Raw genomic sequence first — 21,278 nt, 5'->3', positions numbered from 1 at the left:
CCGATTGTGTGAGCAACGGCTTTGCCGGCGTGTTGCAGCAAGTCGAAGCGCTGCCACTGGGCGACGGCCTGTGGTGGTTGCACAGCGAGCAGACCGTGAAGCGTCCGGGACTGGCGTTCGTCACCCCGGACAAACCGATGCGCTACCTCGGCCAGCCGCTCAGCGGACTGTTCTGCCTCGCCAGTCTGGGCGAAGCGCATCAGGCGTTGCTCGAGCGTTTGTGCGCGTTGCTGATCGAAGGTCGCGGCCACGAACTCGGCCGCGCCACCAGCAGCCGCAAAGTCCTCGAAGTGCTCGGCGGTGAACTGCCGGCCGACTGGCCGAGTGCACGTATTGCCCTGGCCAATGCCCATGGTCTGCACGCACGACCAGCGAAGATTCTTGCGCAACTGGCGAAGAGTTTTGACGGCGAAATCCGTGTGCGCATCGTCGACAGCCAGGACAGCGCCGTGTCGGTGAAGAGCCTGAGCAAACTGCTCAGTCTCGGTGCCCGCCGCGGTCAGGTGCTGGAGCTGATCGCCGAGCCGAGCATCGCCGCCGATGCCTTGCCGGCCCTGCTCGCGGCGATTGAAGAGGGCCTCGGTGAGGAAGTCGAGCCGTTGCCGGCCGTGAGTCAGCAGCGCGAAGTGATCGCCGACATCGCCGAGGTGCTGGTGGCTCCCGCGTCCGGCAGCCTGTTGCAGGCGATTCCCGCCGCACCGGGCATCGCCATCGGCCCGGCGCACATTCAGGTGCTGCAAGCCATCGATTACCCGTTGCGCGGCGAATCTGCCGCGATCGAGCGCGAGCGCCTCAAGCAAGCGCTGAGCGACGTGCGCCGCGACATTCAGGGCTTGATCGAACGCAGCAAGGCCAAGGCGATCCGCGAGATTTTCATCACTCACCAGGAAATGCTCGACGACCCGGATCTGACCGACGAAGTCGAAACCCGCCTCAAGCAAGGCGAAAGCGCCGAAGCGGCGTGGATGGCGGTGATCGAAGCCGCCGCCAAACAGCAGGAATCGCTGCAGGACGCGTTGCTCGCCGAGCGTGCCGCGGATCTGCGCGACATCGGTCGCCGGGTGCTGGCGCAGCTGTGTGGCGTGCAAACCGCGAACGAACCTGAGCAACCGTACATTCTGGTGATGGACGAAGTCGGCCCGTCCGATGTCGCGCGCCTGGATCCTGCGCGAGTGGCGGGGATTCTCACCGCGCGCGGCGGTGCTACCGCGCACAGCGCCATCGTCGCCCGCGCGCTCGGTATTCCAGCACTGGTCGGCGCGGGTGCAGCGGTGCTGTTGCTCGAGCCGGGCACGCCGCTGTTGCTCGACGGTCAGCGTGGCCGTCTGCATGTCGACGCCGATGCCGCGACCCTCAAGCGTGCCGCTGAAGAGCGCGACACCCGCGAGCAACGCCTGAAGATCGCCGCCGAACAACGCCATCAACCGGCACACACCACCGACGGCCACGCCGTCGAAGTGTTCGCCAACATCGGCGAAAGCGCAGGCGTGACCAGCGCGGTGGAGCAGGGCGCCGAAGGCATTGGTCTGCTGCGCACCGAACTGATTTTCATGGCCCACCCACAGGCCCCGGATGAGGCGACCCAGGAAGCCGAATACCGTCGCGTCCTCGATGGTCTGGCCGGGCGGCCGCTGGTGGTGCGCACGCTCGACGTCGGCGGCGACAAACCGTTGCCGTATTGGCCGATCGCCAAGGAAGAAAACCCGTTCCTCGGCGTGCGCGGCATTCGCCTGACTCTGCAGCGGCCGCAGATCATGGAAGCGCAACTGCGCGCCTTGCTGCGCTCGGCTGACAACCGTCCGCTGCGGATCATGTTCCCGATGGTCGGCAGCGTCGAAGAGTGGCGCCAGGCCCGTGACATGACCGAGCGTCTGCGCTTGGAAATTCCAGTCGCCGATCTTCAGCTGGGGATCATGATCGAGGTGCCGTCGGCCGCGTTGCTTGCGCCGGTTCTGGCCAAGGAAGTCGACTTTTTCAGCGTCGGCACCAACGACCTGACCCAATACACCCTGGCCATCGACCGTGGTCACCCGACGCTGTCTGCACAAGCGGATGGCTTGCACCCGGCGGTGCTGCAACTGATCGACATCACCGTGCGCGCCGCCCATGCCCATGGCAAATGGGTGGGCGTCTGCGGCGAACTGGCGGCTGATCCGCTGGCGGTGCCGGTGCTGGTTGGCCTCGGTGTCGACGAGCTTAGCGTGTCCGGTCGCAGCATTGCCGAAGTCAAGGCGCGCATCCGTGAACTCAGCCTGACCCAGGCGCAAACCCTCGCTCAACAGGCCCTGGCCGTGGGCAGCGCGAATGAAGTACGCGCATTAGTGGAGGCCCTGTAAATGGCCAAGATTCTTACCCTGACCCTCAACCCGGCACTCGACCTCACCGTCGAGCTGTCACGGCTGGATGCCGGTCAGGTCAATCGCAGCGAGGAGATGCACACCCACGCTGCGGGCAAAGGCGTCAATGTCGCCCAGGTGCTGGCGGATCTCGGCCATCAGGTCACCGTCAGCGGCTTTCTCGGCGAAGACAATCAGCAAGCGTTCGAAACCCTGTTCGCCAAGCGTGGTTTTGTCGACGGGTTCATCCGCGTGCCGGGCGAGACGCGCAGCAACATCAAGGTCGCCGAACAGGACGGGCGCATCACCGACATCAACGGGCCTGGCCCGGTGGTCGATGCAACGGCGCAGCAAGCCTTGCTTGATCGCTTGCAGCAGATCGCACCTGGGCACGATGCGGTGGTGGTCGCCGGCAGTCTGCCGCGTGGCGTCACCGCGCAATGGTTGCGCGAGCTGATTGAAAGGTTGAACGCGCTCGGCTTGAAAGTCGCCCTCGATTCCAGTGGTGAAGCCTTGCGCGCTGCGTTGCAGGCCAGCCCCTGGCTGATCAAACCGAACACCGAAGAATTGGCCCACGCACTTGGCTGCGAAGTGGTCTCGCCGATCGCCGAAGCACAAGCCGCCGCACGTTTGCATGCGCAAGGCATCGAGCACGTGGTGATCTCCCACGGCGCTGACGGGGTCAACTGGTTCAGTGTCGGCTCGGCCCTGCACGCCACGCCGCCGAAGGTCAGCGTGGCCAGCACGGTCGGTGCCGGCGATTCATTGCTGGCTGGCATGCTCCACGGTCTGCTCAGCGCCGACACCCCCGAGCAAACCCTGCGCACCGCCACCGCGATTGCGGCAATGGCGGTGACCCAGATCGGTTTTGGCATCAACGACGCTGCGCAACTGGCGCAGCTCGAACAGGGCGTGCGCGTGCGCCCCCTGACAGAACAATAAGAGGGTTTGTCATGAAGTTAGCCATTGTTACGGCTTGCCCGAACGGCATGGTCACCAGTGTGCTGTGCGCGCGCCTGCTCGATGCAGCGGCGCAGCGCCAGGGCTGGAGCACCAGCGTTGAAGTGGTCGATCCGGCGCACCCGGAACGCGAATTGTCGGCGGCGACCATCGAAGCCGCCGAGTGGGTCTTGCTGGTCACCACTGGCGCGGTGGACATGAGTCGCTTCGTCGGCAAGCGCGTGTACCAGATCGCTCCGGCGCAGGCGCTGCAGGATGTCGAAGCGGTGCTGCGTCGCGGTGCTGAAGAAGCCGAAGTCTACGTGGCCAGCGCAGTCGAAGCGGCGATTGACGCGCCACGTGCGCCACGCATCGTCGCCATCACGGCCTGCCCGACCGGCGTCGCCCACACCTTCATGGCCGCCGAAGCGTTGCAGCAGACCGCCAAGCGTCTGGGCTATGAGTTGCAGGTCGAAACCCAAGGCTCGGTCGGCGCGAAAACCCCGCTCAGCGCAACGGCCATCGCCGACGCAGACGTGGTGTTGCTGGCGGCGGATATCGACGTCGCCACCGAGCGTTTCGCCGGCAAGAAAATCTATCGCTGCGGCACTGGCGTTGCGCTGAAGCAATCCGAAGCGACCCTGAAAAAAGCCCTGGCCGAAGGCGCTGTCGAAAGCGCGGCAAGCGACGGCAAGGCTCCGGCCAAGTCGGAAAAAACTGGCGTCTACAAGCACCTGCTCACGGGTGTGTCGTACATGCTGCCAATGGTGGTGGCGGGTGGTTTGCTGATCGCGTTGTCCTTCGTGTTCGGCATCACCGCGTACAAAGAAGAAGGCACGCTGGCGGCGGCACTGATGCAGATCGGCGGCGACACCGCGTTCAAGCTGATGGTGCCGCTGCTCGCCGGTTACATCGCCTACTCGATCGCCGACCGCCCGGGCCTTGCGCCGGGGATGATCGGCGGCTTGCTCGCAGGCACTCTGGGCGCCGGATTCATCGGCGGGATCATCGCCGGTTTCATCGCCGGTTACGCCGCCCAAGCCATCGCCCGCTATGTGAAATTGCCGCAGAGCCTGGAAGCGCTGAAGCCGATTCTGATCATCCCGTTACTGGCCAGTCTGGTCACCGGTCTGGTGATGATTTACGTGGTCGGCAAACCGGTCGCCGGCATGCTCGCCGCGCTTACCCAGTTCCTCGACAGCATGGGCACCACCAACGCGATTCTGCTCGGCGTGTTGCTCGGCGGCATGATGTGCGTCGACCTCGGTGGGCCGATCAACAAGGCTGCCTATGCGTTTTCGGTGGGGCTGCTGGCCTCGCAGAGTTACGCACCGATGGCCGCGACCATGGCCGCCGGCATGGTGCCGCCGATTGGCTTGGGCATCGCCACCTTCATTGCCCGGCGCAAGTTCGCCCAGACCGAGCGCGAGGCCGGCAAAGCGGCCTTCGTGCTCGGTTTGTGCTTCATCTCCGAAGGGGCTATTCCGTTCGCTGCGAAAGATCCGCTGCGGGTGATCCCGGCGAGCATCGCTGGCGGTGCGCTGACCGGTGCCTTGTCGATGTACTTCGGCTGCAAACTGATGGCGCCGCACGGCGGCTTGTTCGTGCTGGCGATCCCCAATGCGATCAACCATGCGCTGCTGTATCTGCTGGCGATCGTCGCGGGGAGCCTGGTTACGGCGGTGGTGTATGCGCTGCTCAAACGGCCGGAGGCTGTCGAGTTAGCGCTGGAGCCCGCCAAGGCCTGACCGACAACACCAAATCCCTGTGGGAGCGAGCCTGCTCGCGAAAGCGGAGTGTCAGCTGAAGATGTGGTAGCTGGCAGGACGCCTTCGCGAGCAGGCTCGCTCCCACAGGAGTCTGCATTGTCATAGCGGATTCATACACCCGTGCTTAAGTTTTCCCTTTTGCAGGGAGAACACCATGAGCGATTTCAATCTCGGCCGGCGTCGCGTCATGCAAGCGGTCGGCGCCGGGCTGTTGCTGCCGGGGCTGGCGCCGGCGGTGATTGCCTCGGTCAAGGATCGTCCGCAGCTCACCGACGGCGTGCAGTCCGGCGACCTGCTCGGCGACCGCGCGATGATCTGGAGTCGCAGCGATCGCCCGGCGCGCATGGTGGTCGAGTGGGACACCGGCAGCCTGTTCGGCAACCCGCGCAAATTCGTCTCGCCACTGGCCGATGCGCGCAGCGATTTCACCGCCCGCGTCGAACTCACCGGCCTGCCGGCCAACCAGGCAATCTTCTATCGCGTGCACTTCGAAGATGCGCAGAGCGGCGTCGCCAGCGAACCGTGGTTCGGCCATCTGCGCAGCGTGCCAACGACAAAACGCGACATCCGTTTTGTCTGGAGCGGTGACACCGTCGGCCAGGGCTTCGGGATCAACCCGGACATCGGCGGCATGCGCATCTACGAAGCCATGCGCCTGCGCCTGCCGGACTTCTTTATCCACAGCGGCGACACCATCTACGCCGACGGCCCGGTGCCCGCGCAACTGAACACCGAAAGCGGGCGCATCTGGCGCAATATCACCACCGAAGCCAAGAGCAAAGTCGCGCAGACCCTCGACGATTATCGCGGCAACTATCGCTACAACCTGATGGACGAAAACATCCGTCGCTTCAACGCCGAAGTGCCGCAGATCTGGCAGTGGGACGATCACGAAGTGGTCAACAACTGGTCACCGGGCAAGCAGCTGGATGAGCGCTATCAGGAGAAAGATATCCACAAGCTGGTGGGCCGCGCGCGGCAGGCGTGGCTGGAATATGCGCCGATGCGTTTGCAAGCGGCGGACGGCGGCGGGCGGATTTATCGCAAGCTCAGCTACGGGCCGATGCTCGACGTGTTCGTGCTGGATATGCGCAGCTATCGCGAAGCCAACGACGACAACCTCGGCGCGGCAAAACCGTTTCTCGGCCGTGAACAGCTGGACTGGCTCAAGCGTGAGTTGCAGGCATCGAAGGCGCAGTGGAAAGTCATCGCCGCCGACATGCCCATCGGCCTGGGCGTGCCGGACGGCGAGGTCAGCCCGGGCGTTGCGCGTTGGGAAGCCGTGGCCAACGGCGACCCCGGCCCGGCGCAGGGGCGTGAACTGGAAATTGCCGAATTGCTCGGATTTTTACGTGCGCAGCAGGTGCGTAATTTCGTGTTTCTGACGGCGGACGTGCACTACTGCGCGGCGCATCACTATCATCCGGACCGCGCGGCGTTTCAGGATTTCGAACCGTTCTGGGAATTTGTCGCCGGGCCGCTGAATGCCGGCAGTTTCGGGCCGAATCCACTGGACAAGACGTTTGGCCCAGAGGTGGTGTTCGAGAAAGCACCGCCCGCACAGAACACCTCACCGTTTGCCGGGTTTCAGTTTTTTGGTGAGGTGAATATTGAAGCGCAGAGCGGGGAGATGAGCGTGGTGTTGCGGGATCTGGATGGCATCGCTGTTTTCGAACAGAAACTCCAACCGGTCTGAGCAACGCGTCCCCTGTGGGAGCGAGCCTGCTCGCGAAAGCGGACTTACAGCCAACACCAATGTTGACTGTTAAATCGCCTTCGCGAGCAGGCTCGCACCACAAGGGGATGGTGTTGGGTCAGTAAACATCCCGGCGATAGCGGCCCTGTTCGATCAGGCGTTCGACTTCGGTGCTGCCGAGGATATCGTTGAGGGCCTGGTCGACGCCTGAGGCCATACCTTGAAGGCTGCCGCAGATATAGATGACGGCACCATCTGCCAACCACTTCTTCAATTCATCCGCCGACTCACGCAAGCGATCCTGCACATAAACCTTCTCAGCCTGATCGCGGGAAAACGCCAGATCCAGCCGCGCCAGATCGCCATTGACCAACCACTCCTCGAGCTCGGCGCGGCAGAGGAAGTCGTGCTCACGGTTGCGCTCGCCGAACAGCAGCCACTGCCGTTGCTGGCCGTCGGCAATGCGTGCCTTGAGCAGGCTGCGCAGGCCGGCCAGGCCGGTGCCGTTGCCCAGCAGGATCATCGGCACGGGTTCGTTCGGCAGATGGAAACCGCTGTTGCGCCGCACGCGCAGGCTGATGCTGCCGCCCACTGGCGCGTGTTCGGTGAGCCAGCCGGAGCCGATGCCGAGGCTGCCGTCGTTGTGCTGTTCCTGGCGCACGATCAGTTCCAGCACGCCGTCGGCGGCAATCGAGGCGATCGAGTATTCGCGCATCGCCAGCGGCACCATTGCGTCGACCAGCGACTGCGCATGCAAACCGACCAGATGCGCGCGGTGTTCGGGCAGTTGCCGTGAGGCGAGGGCCACTTCCAGTGGTTCGTCGATGCCGTTGACCTTCACCGGGGTTTCGCCACGAATGCCGAGGCCGTCGAGGAAATGTTCGATGGCCCACGGGCAATTGCGTGGCAGCACTTCGACCAGGTCACCGGCGAGCCAACTGCGGGTGTCCGGGGCTTTGAGGCCGAGCAGGTAGACCGGCGCGCCGCTGCTGTCGGGGTTCATCAATTCGCGACGGACCAGCGTCCAGTTGTCGTAGCTCGGTGCTTGCCAGGTTTCGCTCGGCGCCTGTCCGGTGAGCTGGCCGAGTTGGGTTTGCCAGTGACGCAGCGCGTAAGGATCTCCGCTGTCGACCTCCACCGGGGCGAACAAGGTCTTGCCGCCGTGCTCGCCGAGCCATTGATGCAAGCGCTTGGCGAAGCCGCAGAAGTGCGCGTACTGCCGATCGCCGAGGCCGAGCACGGCGTAGTTGAGGCTGTCGAGTGTCGAGGCCTTGGCCAGCACTTTGCGCTCGAAACCACGGGCGCTGTCCGGCGCTTCGCCGTCGCCGAAGGTGCTGACCACGAACAAGGCGTTGTTCGACTCACGCAGATCCTGTTCGCTCAGATTGGCCAGCGGCTGCACGTTGACCGGCAATCCGGCGGCCTGCAATTGTCCGGCGGTCTGCCACGCCAGTTGTTCGGCGAAACCGCTCTGGCTGGCGAAACCGATCAGCCATGCCGAAGCCTCGGCGGACGGTTGTGCGAGACCTTGGCGGGCATCCTTGATCTGCTTTTTCTTGCGTCGACGGTCCAGATACAGCAGCCAGCCAGTGATGAAAAACAGTGGCATGCACACCGCCGCGATCGTCACGATGATGCGCCCGACGAGGCCGAAGTAGCTGCCGACGTGCAGCGCATAAATGCTGGTCAGCAGTTGGGCCTTGAAGCTTTTGTCGGCATAGCGGTCGACGCGTTTGACCACGCCGGTGGCCGGATCGAGGGTGATCTGGTTCAGCGCGCGGTCATGCGGTGAGCTGTCGAGCAGGTAGAACACCGTCGCCGGCTGGCCGGCCACCGCCGGCATGCGAATGTTGTACGCGGCCAGACCCGGGCCGGCAGCGCTGTAGATGCTGCTCCACATCGCCGCGTAGTCGGCCGTCGGTGCCGGACCTTCCGGCGCCGGGCCGCGACCGCCGCGTACGCGTTCGTTTTGCGGCGCGTCGGAAAGCAGTCGGGTCAGGCCTTTGTTGTACCACTCGTACGACCATGACAAGCCGGTCAACGCCAGCAGCAAATAGACCAAAAGGCACCAGGTGCCGGCCACCGAGTGCAGATCCCAATTGAACGCGCGGCCCTTCTTTTTCCAGTCCAGGGTCAACCACACGCGCCAGCTGTTCCACTGACGCGGCCATCGCAAATACAGGCCAGAGAGACAGAAGAACAACAGCATCAAGGTGCAGGCGCCGGTGATGATGCGCCCGGTGTCGCCCATGGCGAGGAACCGGTGCAGTTGCAGCATCAGGCCGAAGAAATCCTGACCGGTGGCATCGCCCTTTAACTCGGCGGTGTACGGATCGAAGTAGCGCATTTCGCCACGCCGTTCGCCCTTGGGCGGAGTGAAGAATACCCGTGCGGCGTGACCGCTGTCGGTCTCGACCCAGAGCATCGCGACTTTCTTGCCGGACGCGGCTTCGATGCGCTCCACCAGTTCCACTGGCGGCAGCACGCCGGCGACCTGCTTTTCCACCTGCAGAACGGACGGATTCAGCGCGCGCAGGATCTCGTCCTGAAACGAATAGGCCGCGCCGGTGATGCCCATCAGAGCCAGCACCAGCCCTGCGGTGATGCCAAAAAACCAGTGCAACTGGAACAGGGTTTTCTTCAACACGTCACTCGCCGTCCGTTCGGAAATTGTCATCACGGCGCGCATTATGCCGTGGGTTATCAAGAAGCGTTTTGCGTAACACACGAAAGCCCCGTTCAACTGAATGAACGGGGCCTGATCCGTTTCGCAGATCTTATGTGGGAGCGAGCTTGCTCGCGAAGGCGTCGTGTCAGTCAGCATCGACTTCACTGAGCCACCGCTTTCGCGAGCAAGCTCGCTCCCACAGGTTTTCACATCGGTCAGAAGTGGAAGTTGGTGCTCAACAGCGCCGTGCGTCCCGCCGCCTGATTGGCGAAGTGGGTCGAGAAGGCTTTGTCGTAATAGGTTTCGTCGGTCAGGTTCTGCACGTTGAGTTGCAGGTCGACGTTCTTGGTCAGCTTGTAGGCCGCCATCGCGTCGTAACGCACGTACGAATCGACCATCGTCGTGTTGGCGACACTGCCGTAGACGTCGTCGACGTAGAACGCGCCACCACCGATCGTCAGCTTCGGCGTGACCTGATACGTGGTCCACAGGCTGGCGCTGTTTTTCGGTGTGTTCGGCAGATCGTTGCCGTCGTTGGCGCGACCCAGCGGGCCACCGTCAACCTGTTCGCTGTCCATGAAAGCGTAACCGGCGAACACCTGCCACTTGTCGGTGATCTTGCCGCTGGCCGACAGTTCGAAGCCTTGCACGCGAGTCTTGCCGGCGTTCTCGTACGAACTGGTATCGACCTGCACGCGAGCGTTTTCCTTCTCGGTGCGGAAGATGTCGGCGGTCAGCGACAGGCGATCATTGAGCAGATCCCACTTGGTGCCGATCTCGTAGTTCTTGGTGGTTTCCGGCTCCATGTCGCTGCTCAGCAGGTTGCCGCTGCGATCCGGGGTGCCGCCCAGCGGGTTGCCTTCCTGGCCTTCGCCCAAAGTGTTGCCCGGCGGCGTCGCCGAGGTTGCATAGGAGGCGTAGATGCTGCCGTTTTCCGCCGGCTTGTAGACCACGCCGAACTGGCCGGTGACGAATTCGCTGGTGTCATCACCCTTGGAGGTGGTGCGGCCGGCGGCGTTGTAGGTTTTGTAGTCGGTGTCGAAGTGGTCGTAGCGCAGGCCCATGTTCACCAGCCATTGCTCGGACAACTCCAGCGTGTCGAACACGTACAGCGCGTAGGTGTCGGCCTGGGTGTCGGTGCCGGCGTAGTTGCGCGAGATTGCGCCGTTCCACGGATCGTTCGGATTCGGGTTCGACAGCGAGGTGCAGTTGTAACCGCTGGCGGCGCCGATCAGGCCCGGGTTGCAGTTGGTGGTGACAGCGCTGGTGCGCGGCGTGGTGTCGGTGTTGACGTTGTACGAGGATTTCTCGCTCTGCTCACGGGTGTATTCGACACCGGTGGAGAAGCTGTTCTTGAAACCGGCCACGTAGAAGGTGCCGAACAGGTCGGTCTGGTTGGTGGTGGTTTCGGTGTTGCTCACCCGCGTGTTGGCCCGACGCCAGACGCTGCCGTTGTTGACGTTGCCCTTGCTGTCGTCCGGCTGGGTGAGGATGTAATCCTGCATGCTGCTGCCGTGGCGCAGGGTGTTCTTGATGGTCAGCGCATCGTTCAGATCGTGCTCGATGGCGAAGGTCGCGGTGTCGGTGCGGCCCTTGCGGAAGTCACGATCCAGACCATAGAAGTTGTCGTGATCGCCCCCGGCGTATGGCTTGTCCGGGTTGGACTTGGTGCGTGCGGCCGAACCACCGGTGGGAATGGTGTACGGGATGCCCGAGTCCGGGGTGTCGTTGCTTTCCAGATGGTAGTAGTCGAGGTTGACACGGGTGTCGGTGCCCAGGCCGAAGGCCAGCGACGGCGCGATACCCCAACGGTCGTAATCGACCTTGTCGCGACCGGCGACGTTGCTCTCGTGGCTCATCAGGTTGAGACGGCCGGCAGCGCTGTCGCTGAACTGGTAGTTGCCGTCGAGGGTGTAGCGCTGGGTCTGGTCGGAGCCGTAGGTGAAGCCGCCGTCGAACGAGTTGCCCAGGTGCGCTTTCTTGCTCACCAGATTGATGCTGCCGCCGGCCGCGCCACGACCGCCAATCGCCGAGTTCGGGCCTTTGCTGACTTCGATGTTTTCCACAGCGAAGATTTCACGGCTTTGCGAACCGGTATCGCGCACGCCGTCCAGATACGTGTCGCCCTGGGCGTCGAAGCCGCGAATGAACGGACGATCGCCCTGCGGGTTGCCGCCTTCACCGGCGCCGAAGGTGATGCCCGGCACGGTGCGCAGCGCGTCCTGCATGTTCAGCGCGCCGGTGTCCTTGAGCACTTGTTGCGGGATGACGGTGACCGAGCGCGGGGTGTCGACCAGCGGTGCGGTGTACTTGGGCGAGGAGGCTTTTTCGACCTGGTAGGACGTCGAGTCCTGGGCTTCGCCGGTGATGGCGGTGGCGTCCAGGGCGATGGCGTTGCCGGACGCTTTGCTGTCGGTTTTTTCCGCCGCGAAGACCATCTGCCCAGCGGAGCCGGCGGTGATTGCGACACCGATTGCCGAGGCGAGCAGACGTGGTGAACTGACCGGTAATTGTGCGTGTTGACGTGCCATTTTTATTCCCCTCCCCAAGGATTTGAGGCGGCGGAATATAGGGTAAACAGGTATTCGTATCAATTGCGAAACATTGTTATTCGCATTGAATTTACATTCTTTACAATTTGCCCTTACGGTTTCTGCTTGTTCATCCGTCTTGGGGGTTTTACACAGTCAATAAGAATCAATACCATTGCCGCCTTCTTGCCATCAGGTGACATCGCCATGCTGCTGCACATCCCCGGGCTGTTCGCAAAAGACGAAGTGCAGCGCATCCGCCTGGCCCTGGAGCAAGCGGATTGGGCCGACGGCAAGATCACCGCCGGCTTCCAGTCGGCCAAGGCCAAGCACAATCTGCAACTGCCCGAAGGCCACCCGCTGGCGAAGGAAATCGGCGCGGCGATGCTTGAGCGGTTGTGGAAAAATCCGCTGTTCATGTCTGCCGCACTGCCGCACAAAGTCTTCCCGCCGTTAGTGAACTGCTACACGGCCGGCGGCAGTTTCGATTTCCACATCGACAATGCCGTGCGCCAGCCCAAGGGCAGCATCGAGCGGGTGCGCACCGATTTGTCGGCGACGTTGTTTTTCAGTGAACCGGAAGATTACGACGGCGGTGAGCTGGAAATCCAGGACACCTACGGCACCCAGCGTGTGAAGCTGCCGGCCGGCGACATGGTGTTGTATCCGGGCACCAGTTTGCACAAGGTCAATGCGGTCACCCGTGGTGCGCGTTATGCCTCGTTTTTCTGGACGCAGAGCCTGGTGCGCGAAGACAGCCAGCGCGCGTTGCTGTTCGAAATGGACGGGGCGATTCAGCAGCTGACTCGGGACGTCCCCGATCACCCTTCGCTGATCCGCCTCACCGGCACTTATCACAACTTGCTGCGGCGCTGGGTCGAGGTATGAGTTTCCAGCTACGCCGAGAGGAAGTCCTCGATGCGGCCGGGTTGGCGGCAATGCTTGAAGAAAGCCCGGCCCGCGCTGCGCAGGCGATTTTGCTCGCGGCGGGCGAGGGCGAGGTTGAAGCGCAGGCGCTGCTTGGGCAGATCCTGCTGGACGGTCAGGGCATCGCGCAGGATCAACCGCTTGCATTGCGCTGGTTCGGCATCGCCGCCGGGCGCGGACATCTGATGGCGCGCAATATGCTCGGGCGTTGTCATGAGCATGGTTGGGGTTGTGCGGCGGATGCCTCGGTCGCGGCGCAGCATTATCGGATCGCTGCCGAGGCGGGGCTGGACTGGGCGATGTACAACCTGGCCAATCTACTGGCCACCGGGCGCGGGGTGACGGTTGATCATCAGCAAGCGTTGGCGCTGTATCGGCGCGCGGCTGAGTTGGGCCATGCGAAATCGATGAATCTGCTGGGGCGTTATCTGGAGGAAGGGCAGGTGTGTCCGGCGGATCCGCTGGCGGCGCGCGAGTGGTATCGGCGTTCGGCCGAGGCAGGGGATTTTCGTGGGCAGTTCAGTTATGCGGCGGTGTTGGCGGCTGAGGGACGGGTTGATGAAGCGGTCGATTGGCTGGAGAAAGCCTTGGCCACCGGCAATCTGAATTTTCTGCGGGTGGCGAGCCAGACGCTGGCTGATGCGACAGGCTTGCGAATTCAGGCGATGGCTAGTCGGTATGCCGCTCGGTATGCAGAGTTGCAGCGCGGCTGAAACCGCCGAGCCCTCACCCTAGCCCTCTCCCAGGGGGAGAGGGAACCGACCGAGGGATGCTTGGGAGGTACGCCGACCTGCAATGGTTTTGCCGAATCCATAATCGCCAAGGTGGTTCAGGTCGATGTCGGACGGAAGACCACTCGGTCGGCTCCCTCTCCCTCGGGAGAGGGCTGGGGTGAGGGGCTATGGTATCTAGTACAAAAAACCTCCCCAGCCGAACACCCACAAAAAAGCCCACAAATTCGTGGGCTTTTCTCTTGCAGCTTGCAGCTCGAAACTTTCAGCTGCTCCTTAAACGTAAAACGACTTCAGCGGCGGGAAGCCATTGAACTCGACCGCGCTGTAACTGGTGGTGTACGCACCGGTCGACAGCCAGTACAGACGATCACCAATCGCCAGGTTCAGCGGCAGGCCATACTTGTAGTTCTCGTACATGATGTCGGCGCTGTCGCAGGTCGGGCCGGCGATCACGACTTCTTCCATCTCGCCTTTCTTCTCGGTCCAGATCGGGAACTTGATCGCTTCGTCCATGGTTTCGATCAGGCCGGAGAACTTGCCCACATCGGTGTACACCCAACGCTCGACAGCGGTGCGCGACTTGCGCGCAACCAGTACCACTTCGCTGACCAGAATACCGGCGTTGGCGATCAGCGAACGGCCCGGCTCGAGGATGATTTCCGGCAGGTCATCACCGAAGTCTTCCTTGAGGAAGCGAATGATCTCTTCGGCGTAGGTTTCCAGGCTGTTGGTGCGGGTGATGTAGTTGGCCGGGAAGCCGCCGCCCATGTTGATCAGCTTGAGGTGGATGCCGTCTTCTTCTTTCAGACGTTCGAAGATCACTTTGACCTTGGCGATCGCCGCGTCCCAGACGCTGATGTCGCGCTGTTGCGAACCGACGTGGAACGAGATGCCGTACGGCACCAGACCCAGGTCGCGGGCGAGGATCAGCAGGTCCATGGCCATGTCGGTCTGGCAGCCGAACTTGCGCGACAGTGGCCAGTCAGCGGTGGTCGAGCCTTCAGTGAGGATGCGCACATAGACTTTCGAACCCGGTGCAGCCTTGGCGATGTTGCGCAGGTCGGCTTCGGAGTCGGTGGAGAACAGACGCACGCCCTTCTCGTAGAAGTAGCGGATGTCCTTGGATTTCTTGATGGTGTTGCCGTAGCTGATGCGGTCCGGGCTGACGCCACGATCCATCACCTTGTCCAGCTCGTAGATCGAGGCGATGTCGAAGCTCGAACCTTTGTCTTTGAGCAGGTCGATGATCTCGACGGCCGGGTTGGCCTTGACCGCGTAGTAGACCTTGGCGAATTCGAAACCGGCGCGCAGGTCATCGTAGGCCTGGGCGATCATGGCGGTGTCGATCACCACGAACGGGGTTTCCTGTTTGTCGGCGAACGCCTTCATTTTGTCGAATGTAGCGCGCGCGAAATAGTCTTCGACCTGGATCGACATGCTGGGTGCTCCTATGGGCAAACTCGTAAAAACAATGGGTGCATGAACGCCCTCCGTATCCCCACTTTGGTTCGCCTACTTCCCAAGGCATGTCGCCGAAAGCAAAAAGGCCCAGAGATGTGCAGTTATCCCTTGGCCTTGCTGTCTCGTCGTCAGTACTTGAGCCGGATGGATCGTTTCCAGCATGGACGTTCGGCGCGAACTTTAGGGCGTGAGGGGCGCGAGATCAACTAAAAATGTCGCGTTTTTGCACGCTTCTGACGTGCGTCGCGTCCATCACTCCTTCTACCCGACCGAGATGACGGGCAGATGTTCCCGACGGATTTTTGAGTGTTAAACATATCTGCACGTTCGGGGCTTTTGTCGGCTAGATCGCGGGTAAGTGTGATAGCGGCAACATCGGCGACGTTGGCGTCGAGAGAGGGTTTTGAAGCGGGATTTGGACCTTGAAGAAGCTGAATTGACGGCGCGCTTGCAGGAGAGGCTGTTGAGATTCTTTGTCACCTTGTAAAGATCAACAAAATCACGCAGATCCTGTGGGAGCGAGCCTGCTCGCGAAGGCATTTTCACAGCCGCCATCAGCGTCGACTGATATTGCGCTTTCGCGAGCAGGCTCGCTCCCACAGGGATCGGGTTTCAACCACGCAGACGGATTATGCGACCACCGTCTCAGCCGGCGAGACGATACTGGTCTTCATCCCCCGCGAACGTCCCGAGCTCAGGTACGCCGCAATCGACTCCTGCGTCACCTCGCCAAGGAACACTCGTTCGGCATCCATCACCGGCAGCCAGGCGCGGTTGAACTCGTACATGCGCGACAACAGGATGCGCAGGTGCTCGTCGTACGCCGCAGTGGCGTTGAACTCACGGAGGAATTGCGCGCAGGTGCCGGTCTGGCGATGCAGGTCGCGACGGCGCACGTAACCCAGCGCCTTGTTCTCGGCGCAAGTAACCACGACATAACGGCGGTCGTGCTCGTCCATCAATTCCAGCGCATCGGCCACCGGGGTTTCCGGGCTGACCGACGGCGCGTTGTCCGCCGCGTCTTCGGCCTTCACCAACAGCAGGCGTTTGAGCGTGCTGTCCTGGCCGACGAAGTTGCTGACGAAATCATCCGCCGGATGCGCCAGCAGGGTGTCCGGGTGGTCGATCTGCAGCAGCTTGCCGGCGCGGAAAATGGCGATCTTGTCGCCCAGCTTGATCGCTTCGTCGATGTCGTGGCTGACCATGATCACGGTCTTGTTCAGCGCGCGCTGCATCTCGAAGAATTCGTTCTGGATCATCTCGCGGTTGATCGGGTCGACCGCGCCAAACGGTTCGTCCATCAACAGCAGCGGGGCGTCAGCCGCAAGCGCACGAATCACACCGATACGCTGTTGCTGACCACCGGACAATTCACGCGGGTAGCGATGCAGATACTGCTTGGGCTCGAGCTTGATCATGCTCATCAGTTCGCGGGCGCGGTCGTGGCATTTCTGTTTGTCCCAGCCGAGCAGTTTCGGCACCACGACGATGTTCTCTTCGATGGTCATGTTCGGGAACAGGCCGATCTGCTGAATCACGTAGCCGATGTTGCGGCGCAGGGTCACCTCGTCGAGATCGGTGGTGTCTTCGCCGTTGATGAGGATCTTGCCCGAGGTCGGTTTGATCAGGCGGTTGATCATTTTCAGCGTGGTGCTTTTGCCGCAACCCGATGGCCCGAGGAACACGCAGATCTCGCCTTCATTGACGGTCAGGCTCACCGAGTCCACGGCTTTGACATCTTTGCCGTTGCTTTGGAAAGTTTTGCTGAGGTTTTGAAGTTCGATCATTTCAGGAGTCCTTTTGGAGTCAGCGAGCGTTGCAGCCACTGCAAAACGAGGTCGGCGAAAATCGCCAGAAGACTGACCAGCAGCGCGCCGACGATAAGCATCGACATGTCACTGCGGCTGATGGAGGCGAGGATCAACACACCGAGGCCGCCGGCGCCGATGGTCGCGGCGATGGTCATCACGCCGATGTTCATCACCACCGCCGTGCGCACGCCAGCGAGGATTACCGGCACCGCGATCGGCAGTTCAACCATGCGCAGGCGCTGGCCGAAGGTCATGCCGATGCCGCGCGCGGCTTCGCGGATGCCCGGCTCGACGCCGGTGAGGGCGAGGTAGGTGTTGCGCATGATCGGCAGCAACGAATAGAGGAACACGGCGGTGATTGCCGGCAGCGGCCCGAGGCCCTGGCCGAACTTGGAGTAGAACGGCAGCAGCAGACCGAACAGGGCAATCGACGGCACGGTCAACAGCACCGTGGCGCTGGCTTGCAGCGGGCCGGCGAGGGCGGGGAAGCGCGTCATCAGGATGCCCAGCGGCACGCCGATGACGATCGCCAGGGTCACGGCGATGCCGACCAGAGTGATGTGCTGCCAGGTCAGGTGCATCACCTGCTGCCAGTCGAGATGGGAAAAGGCGTTCAGAAATTCCATGACTTCTCCTCTCTTAATTCAGTGGGTGCTGGCGCAGGAAATCGGCGGCAACGGACGATGGGCTCTCGTGGTCGACGTCGACCCTCGCGTTGAGCTGGCGCATGGTTTCGTCGTCGAACAGTTCGGCCAGCGGCTTGAGTTGTTCGGCCAGTTTCGGGTTGGCGTCCAGCGTGGCCTGACGCACCACGGGAGCGGCGGTGTAGTCGGGGAAGTAATGCTTGTCGTCTTCCAGCAATTTCAGGCCGAAGGCATTGAGGCGGCCATCGGTGGTGTAGACCAGACCGGCAAACACCTGACCGTTACGCAGCGCGGTGTAAACCAGGCCGGCGTCCATCTGGCGGATGTTCTTGCGGGTCAGGTTCATGTCGTAGAGCTTGACCATGCCGTCGAGACCGTCAGAGCGGTTGGCGAACTCGGTATCCAGCGCCACCAGGTGGTTGGTCTTGGCCTCGGCGCGCAGCACTTCGTTGAGCTGGCTGATATTGCCGATCTGCGGGTATTGCTCGGCGACTTTTTTCGGCAAAGCGAGGGCGTAGGTGTTGCTGAATTTCGACGGCGTCAGCCAGACCAGGCCTTTTTTCGCGTCGAGTTCTTTGACCCGGGCGTAGGATTGCGCGCTGTCGAGTTTCTCGGTGACGTGGTTGTAGGCCACCAGCGACACGCCGGTGTATTCCCAGAGCAGGTCCAATTGGCCACTTTCGTGGGCGCTGCGGGCGAGGTTGCTGCCCAGACCGCCGGTGATCTGCGCGTCGTAGCCTTTGCTGCGCAGGTATTGCGCGGTGATTTCGGCGAGCAGGGTCTGCTCTGTGAAGACCCGGGCGCCGAGGCGGATGACCGGTTTTTCAGCGGCTTGCGCGATTCCTGCGAACAGCAGGACGCAGCCTAAGATCAAGCTAAGTCGTTTCATAAATATTCCTTCGCAAAGCCTTAAGACGGGCGCAAACCGCGTTCCAGCCAGAGACGGCTGGCGAGGGTGACCACGCCATCGAGCAGCAAGGCCAACAGCGCGGTGCACGCGGCGCCGAGCAGCAGTTGCGGCTGGTTGTTCAGGGCGATGCCGGGGAAGATCAGGCTGCCGAGGCTGTTGGCGCCGATCAGGAACGCCAGCGGCGCGGTACCGACGTTGATCGCCAGTGCGACCCGCACGCCACCGACGATGATCGGCACGGCGTTGGGCAATTCGACTTTCCACAACACCTGGCGCGGGGTCATGCCGATGCCGACAGCGGCTTCCTTCAGCGAGCCCTGCACATTTTTCAGGCCTTCATAGGTGTTGCGCACGATCGGCAACAGCGAGGCGAGGAACAGGGCGAAGATCGCCGGGCCACTGCCGATGCCGAGGATGCCCAGCGCAATCGCGAGCACGGCCAGCGGTGGCACGGTGTTGCCGATATTGAAGATCTGCATGAAGCGTTCGGCGCGGCCGACCATGCTCGGGCGGCTGAGGAAGATACCGGCGGGGATGCCCACGACAAGGGCGGCCAGCATGGAAGCCAGGACGAGAATCAGATGAGCTTGCAGGTAAAACAACAAATCGTCGCGGTAGTGTTCGATCGTGTTGATGCCGATCCAGTGGACCAGCAGGGCCAGGAGCGCGATCACCACCGCACCTCCCATCAGCCCTTTGCCATAGCGGATAGCCACAGGCGGACTCCTTTTTTTGTAGTCGGCGAGCGCTGCTCCGCGTGGCAAGCCATTCCTGGCTGCCGGAGTCAGCGTTCGCGAAAAGTAGCCGTTTTCCAGCACCGGCCAAGCGGTGCGAAAGCGAGCCATGAGCGCAGCCTCGTCAGGCTAACTTGCTGATTTTTCAGCCCCTGACGAAAGTTCGTAACAGGGGATGGACGTCTCCGTGCTTTAAAAGGTTCCCACGTTAGACACTATTTGGCCACCCTGTTGGAGCTGCCGAAGGCTGCGATCTTTTGACTTTGCTGCTGAAAACAAGATCAAAAGATCGCAGCCTTCGGCAGCTCCTACGGGGTTTTGCGCGGCCGAGGGATGGTGGTTCGGCGATCACTTTTTAAGCTATACTCGCCGCCCTTTTTTGAATCACCGCCAGGCGATTTCCCATGACCCAACAGGCCGCCGAAGTCGCGAAACGCCGCACTTTCGCCATTATTTCCCACCCCGATGCCGGTAAAACCACGATCACCGAAAAGCTCCTGTTGATGGGCAAGGCGATTGCAGTGGCCGGTACGGTGAAATCCCGTAAATCCGATCGCCATGCGACATCCGACTGGATGGAGATGGAGAAACAGCGGGGTATTTCCATTACCACGTCGGTCATGCAGTTCCCCTATCGCGAACACATGATCAACCTGCTCGACACCCCGGGCCACGAAGACTTCTCCGAAGATACCTACCGCACCCTGACGGCGGTGGACTCGGCACTGATGGTCCTCGACGGCGGTAAAGGTGTAGAGCCACGGACCATTGCGCTGATGGACGTCTGCCGTCTGCGTGACACGCCGATCGTCAGCTTCATCAACAAACTCGACCGTGACATTCGCGACCCGATCGAACTGCTCGACGAGATCGAAGCCGTTCTGAAAATCAAGGCTGCGCCGATCACCTGGCCGATCGGTTGCTACCGCGATTTCAAGGGCGTGTATCACCTGGCCGACGACTACATCATTGTTTACACCGCCGGTCACGGTCACGAGCGCACCGAAACCAAGATCATCGAGAAACTCGACTCCGACGAGGCGCGCGCGCACTTGGGCGATGAGTACGAGCGCTTCATCGAACAGCTGGAACTGGTGCAGGGCGCCTGCCACGAATTCAACCAGCAGGAATTCCTCGACGGCCAGTTGACCCCGGTGTTCTTCGGTACCGCGCTGGGCAACTTCGGTGTCGACCACGTGCTCGATGCTGTCGTCGATTGGGCGCCGCGTCCGCTGGCCCGTGTAGCCAACGAGCGTACTGTCGAGCCGGTGGAAGAGAAGTTCTCGGGCTTCATCTTCAAGATCCAGGCGAACATGGACCCGAAACACCGCGACCGCATCGCCTTCATGCGTATCTGCTCCGGCAAGTACGAAAAAGGCATGAAGATGCGCCACGTGCGTACCGGCAAGGACGTGCGCATCGGCGACGCCCTGACGTTCTTCTCCTCCGAGCGTGAGCAACTGGAAGAGGCCTACGCCGGCGACATCATCGGTCTGCACAACCACGGCACGATCCAGATCGGCGACACCTTCAGCGAAGGCGAAGTCCTCGGTTTCACCGGCATTCCGCACTTCGCCCCGGAACTGTTCCGTCGCGTGCGTCTGCGTGATCCGCTGAAGTCCAAGCAGTTGCGTCAGGGCCTGCAGCAGTTGGCGGAAGAGGGCGCGACGCAGGTGTTCTTCCCCGAGCGCAGCAACGACATCATTCTTGGCGCCGTCGGTGTGCTGCAGTTCGATGTGGTCGCCAGCCGTTTGAAAGAGGAATACAAGGTCGAGTGCTCGTATGAGCCGATCACCGTGTATTCGGCGCGCTGGATCGAGTGTGACGACAAGAAGAAGCTTGAGGAATTCTCCAACAAAGCGGTGGAGAACCTCGCGCTGGATGGCGGTGGTCACCTGACTTACCTGGCGCCGACGCGGGTGAATCTGGCGTTGATGGAAGAGCGCTGGCCGGATGTGAAATTCCGCGCGACGCGGGAGCATCATTAAGCGCTGAGCTGAGTTGTTCGAAAGCCCCCCAGGTGTATGTCTTGGGGGTTTTTCTTTGCTTTTTGTTTTGGGTGTATATCCGTTGCTGCGGGTGCTGCGGCTGGCGGTTTCGCCCTTACGGCGAGTCACC

At 62.0% G+C, this 21,278-nt stretch carries 14 protein-coding genes; 7 read left to right on the top strand and 7 right to left on the bottom strand.

From position 1 onward, the window contains the following. The 4 genes from ptsP to OQK_RS06965 all read left to right on the top strand — a co-directional run. On the top strand, positions 1 to 2,336 hold a 2,336-nt coding region (gene ptsP, locus OQK_RS06980; protein ID WP_016771741.1), incomplete at its 5' end, for a phosphoenolpyruvate--protein phosphotransferase. Next, a complete protein-coding gene (gene pfkB / locus OQK_RS06975) occupies positions 2,337 to 3,278 on the top strand; it encodes a 1-phosphofructokinase (RefSeq protein WP_016771740.1) in 942 nt (313 codons plus the stop codon). 11 nt (positions 3,279 to 3,289) lie between these two features. Further along, complete coding sequence (locus OQK_RS06970) at positions 3,290 to 5,023, top strand: PTS fructose-like transporter subunit IIB (protein ID WP_016771739.1); 1,734 nt, start codon at positions 3,290 to 3,292, stop codon at positions 5,021 to 5,023. Between the two features lie 175 nt (positions 5,024 to 5,198). After that, on the top strand, positions 5,199 to 6,740 hold the full coding sequence (locus OQK_RS06965) for an alkaline phosphatase D family protein (RefSeq protein ID WP_016771738.1): 1,542 nt from the start codon (positions 5,199 to 5,201) through the stop codon (positions 6,738 to 6,740). 118 nt (positions 6,741 to 6,858) lie between these two features. Here the strand turns inward: OQK_RS06965 and OQK_RS06960 are convergent, their stop codons facing one another. Next, positions 6,859 to 9,387, bottom strand: a complete 2,529-nt coding sequence (locus tag OQK_RS06960; protein ID WP_038861133.1) for a PepSY domain-containing protein — start codon at positions 9,385 to 9,387, stop codon at positions 6,859 to 6,861. Positions 9,388 to 9,623: 236 nt separating this feature from the next. Then, positions 9,624 to 11,939: a TonB-dependent receptor gene (locus tag OQK_RS06955; protein ID WP_016771736.1), complete on the bottom strand. Its 2,316-nt coding sequence runs from the start codon at positions 11,937 to 11,939 to the stop codon at positions 9,624 to 9,626. Positions 11,940 to 12,146: 207 nt separating this feature from the next. On the opposite strand from OQK_RS06955, the gene OQK_RS06950 reads away from it, so the two are divergent. Together OQK_RS06950 and OQK_RS06945 are read left to right on the top strand one after the other, a co-directional pair. Next, positions 12,147 to 12,827: a Fe2+-dependent dioxygenase gene (locus OQK_RS06950; protein WP_016771735.1), complete on the top strand. Its 681-nt coding sequence runs from the start codon at positions 12,147 to 12,149 to the stop codon at positions 12,825 to 12,827. Further along, positions 12,824 to 13,579: a tetratricopeptide repeat protein gene (locus OQK_RS06945; RefSeq protein ID WP_016771734.1), complete on the top strand. Its 756-nt coding sequence runs from the start codon at positions 12,824 to 12,826 to the stop codon at positions 13,577 to 13,579. The genes OQK_RS06950 and OQK_RS06945 overlap by 4 nt, the downstream gene beginning before the upstream one ends. Positions 13,580 to 13,873: 294 nt before the next feature. Here the strand turns inward: OQK_RS06945 and OQK_RS06940 are convergent, their stop codons facing one another. The 5 genes from OQK_RS06940 to OQK_RS06920 form a co-directional block, all read right to left on the bottom strand. Then, positions 13,874 to 15,037 carry a type III PLP-dependent enzyme gene (locus OQK_RS06940; RefSeq protein WP_016771733.1) on the bottom strand — a complete coding sequence of 388 codons (1,164 nt, stop codon included), beginning with the start codon at positions 15,035 to 15,037 and terminating at the stop codon, positions 13,874 to 13,876. A gap of 653 nt (positions 15,038 to 15,690) precedes the next feature. Further along, positions 15,691 to 16,848 carry an osmoprotectant ABC transporter ATP-binding protein OsmV gene (locus tag OQK_RS06935; RefSeq protein ID WP_016771732.1) on the bottom strand — a complete coding sequence of 386 codons (1,158 nt, stop codon included), beginning with the start codon at positions 16,846 to 16,848 and terminating at the stop codon, positions 15,691 to 15,693. Further along, on the bottom strand, positions 16,845 to 17,498 hold the full coding sequence (locus OQK_RS06930) for an ABC transporter permease (protein WP_016771731.1): 654 nt from the start codon (positions 17,496 to 17,498) through the stop codon (positions 16,845 to 16,847). Before OQK_RS06930 ends, OQK_RS06935 begins: the two co-directional genes overlap by 4 nt. A gap of 13 nt (positions 17,499 to 17,511) precedes the next feature. Then, entirely contained in the window at positions 17,512 to 18,405 is an 894-nt protein-coding gene (locus OQK_RS06925; protein ID WP_016771730.1) for a glycine betaine ABC transporter substrate-binding protein, read from the bottom strand. A gap of 20 nt (positions 18,406 to 18,425) precedes the next feature. Next, positions 18,426 to 19,115: an ABC transporter permease gene (locus OQK_RS06920; protein ID WP_166554532.1), complete on the bottom strand. Its 690-nt coding sequence runs from the start codon at positions 19,113 to 19,115 to the stop codon at positions 18,426 to 18,428. Positions 19,116 to 19,564: 449 nt separating this feature from the next. Here OQK_RS06920 and OQK_RS06915 point away from each other — a divergent pair, with 449 nt between their 5' ends. Beyond that, positions 19,565 to 21,148, top strand: a complete 1,584-nt coding sequence (locus OQK_RS06915) for a peptide chain release factor 3 (RefSeq protein ID WP_016771727.1) — start codon at positions 19,565 to 19,567, stop codon at positions 21,146 to 21,148. Positions 21,149 to 21,278: the final 130 nt, after the last annotated feature.

The sequence above is a fragment of the Pseudomonas sp. R62 genome (genome assembly GCF_000257605.1).
In the GTDB taxonomy this organism is placed as follows: domain Bacteria; phylum Pseudomonadota; class Gammaproteobacteria; order Pseudomonadales; family Pseudomonadaceae; genus Aquipseudomonas; species Aquipseudomonas atacamensis.
The sequence above is the reverse complement of the archived record's forward strand: the minus strand, read 5'-3'. Positions and strand labels throughout refer to the sequence as shown.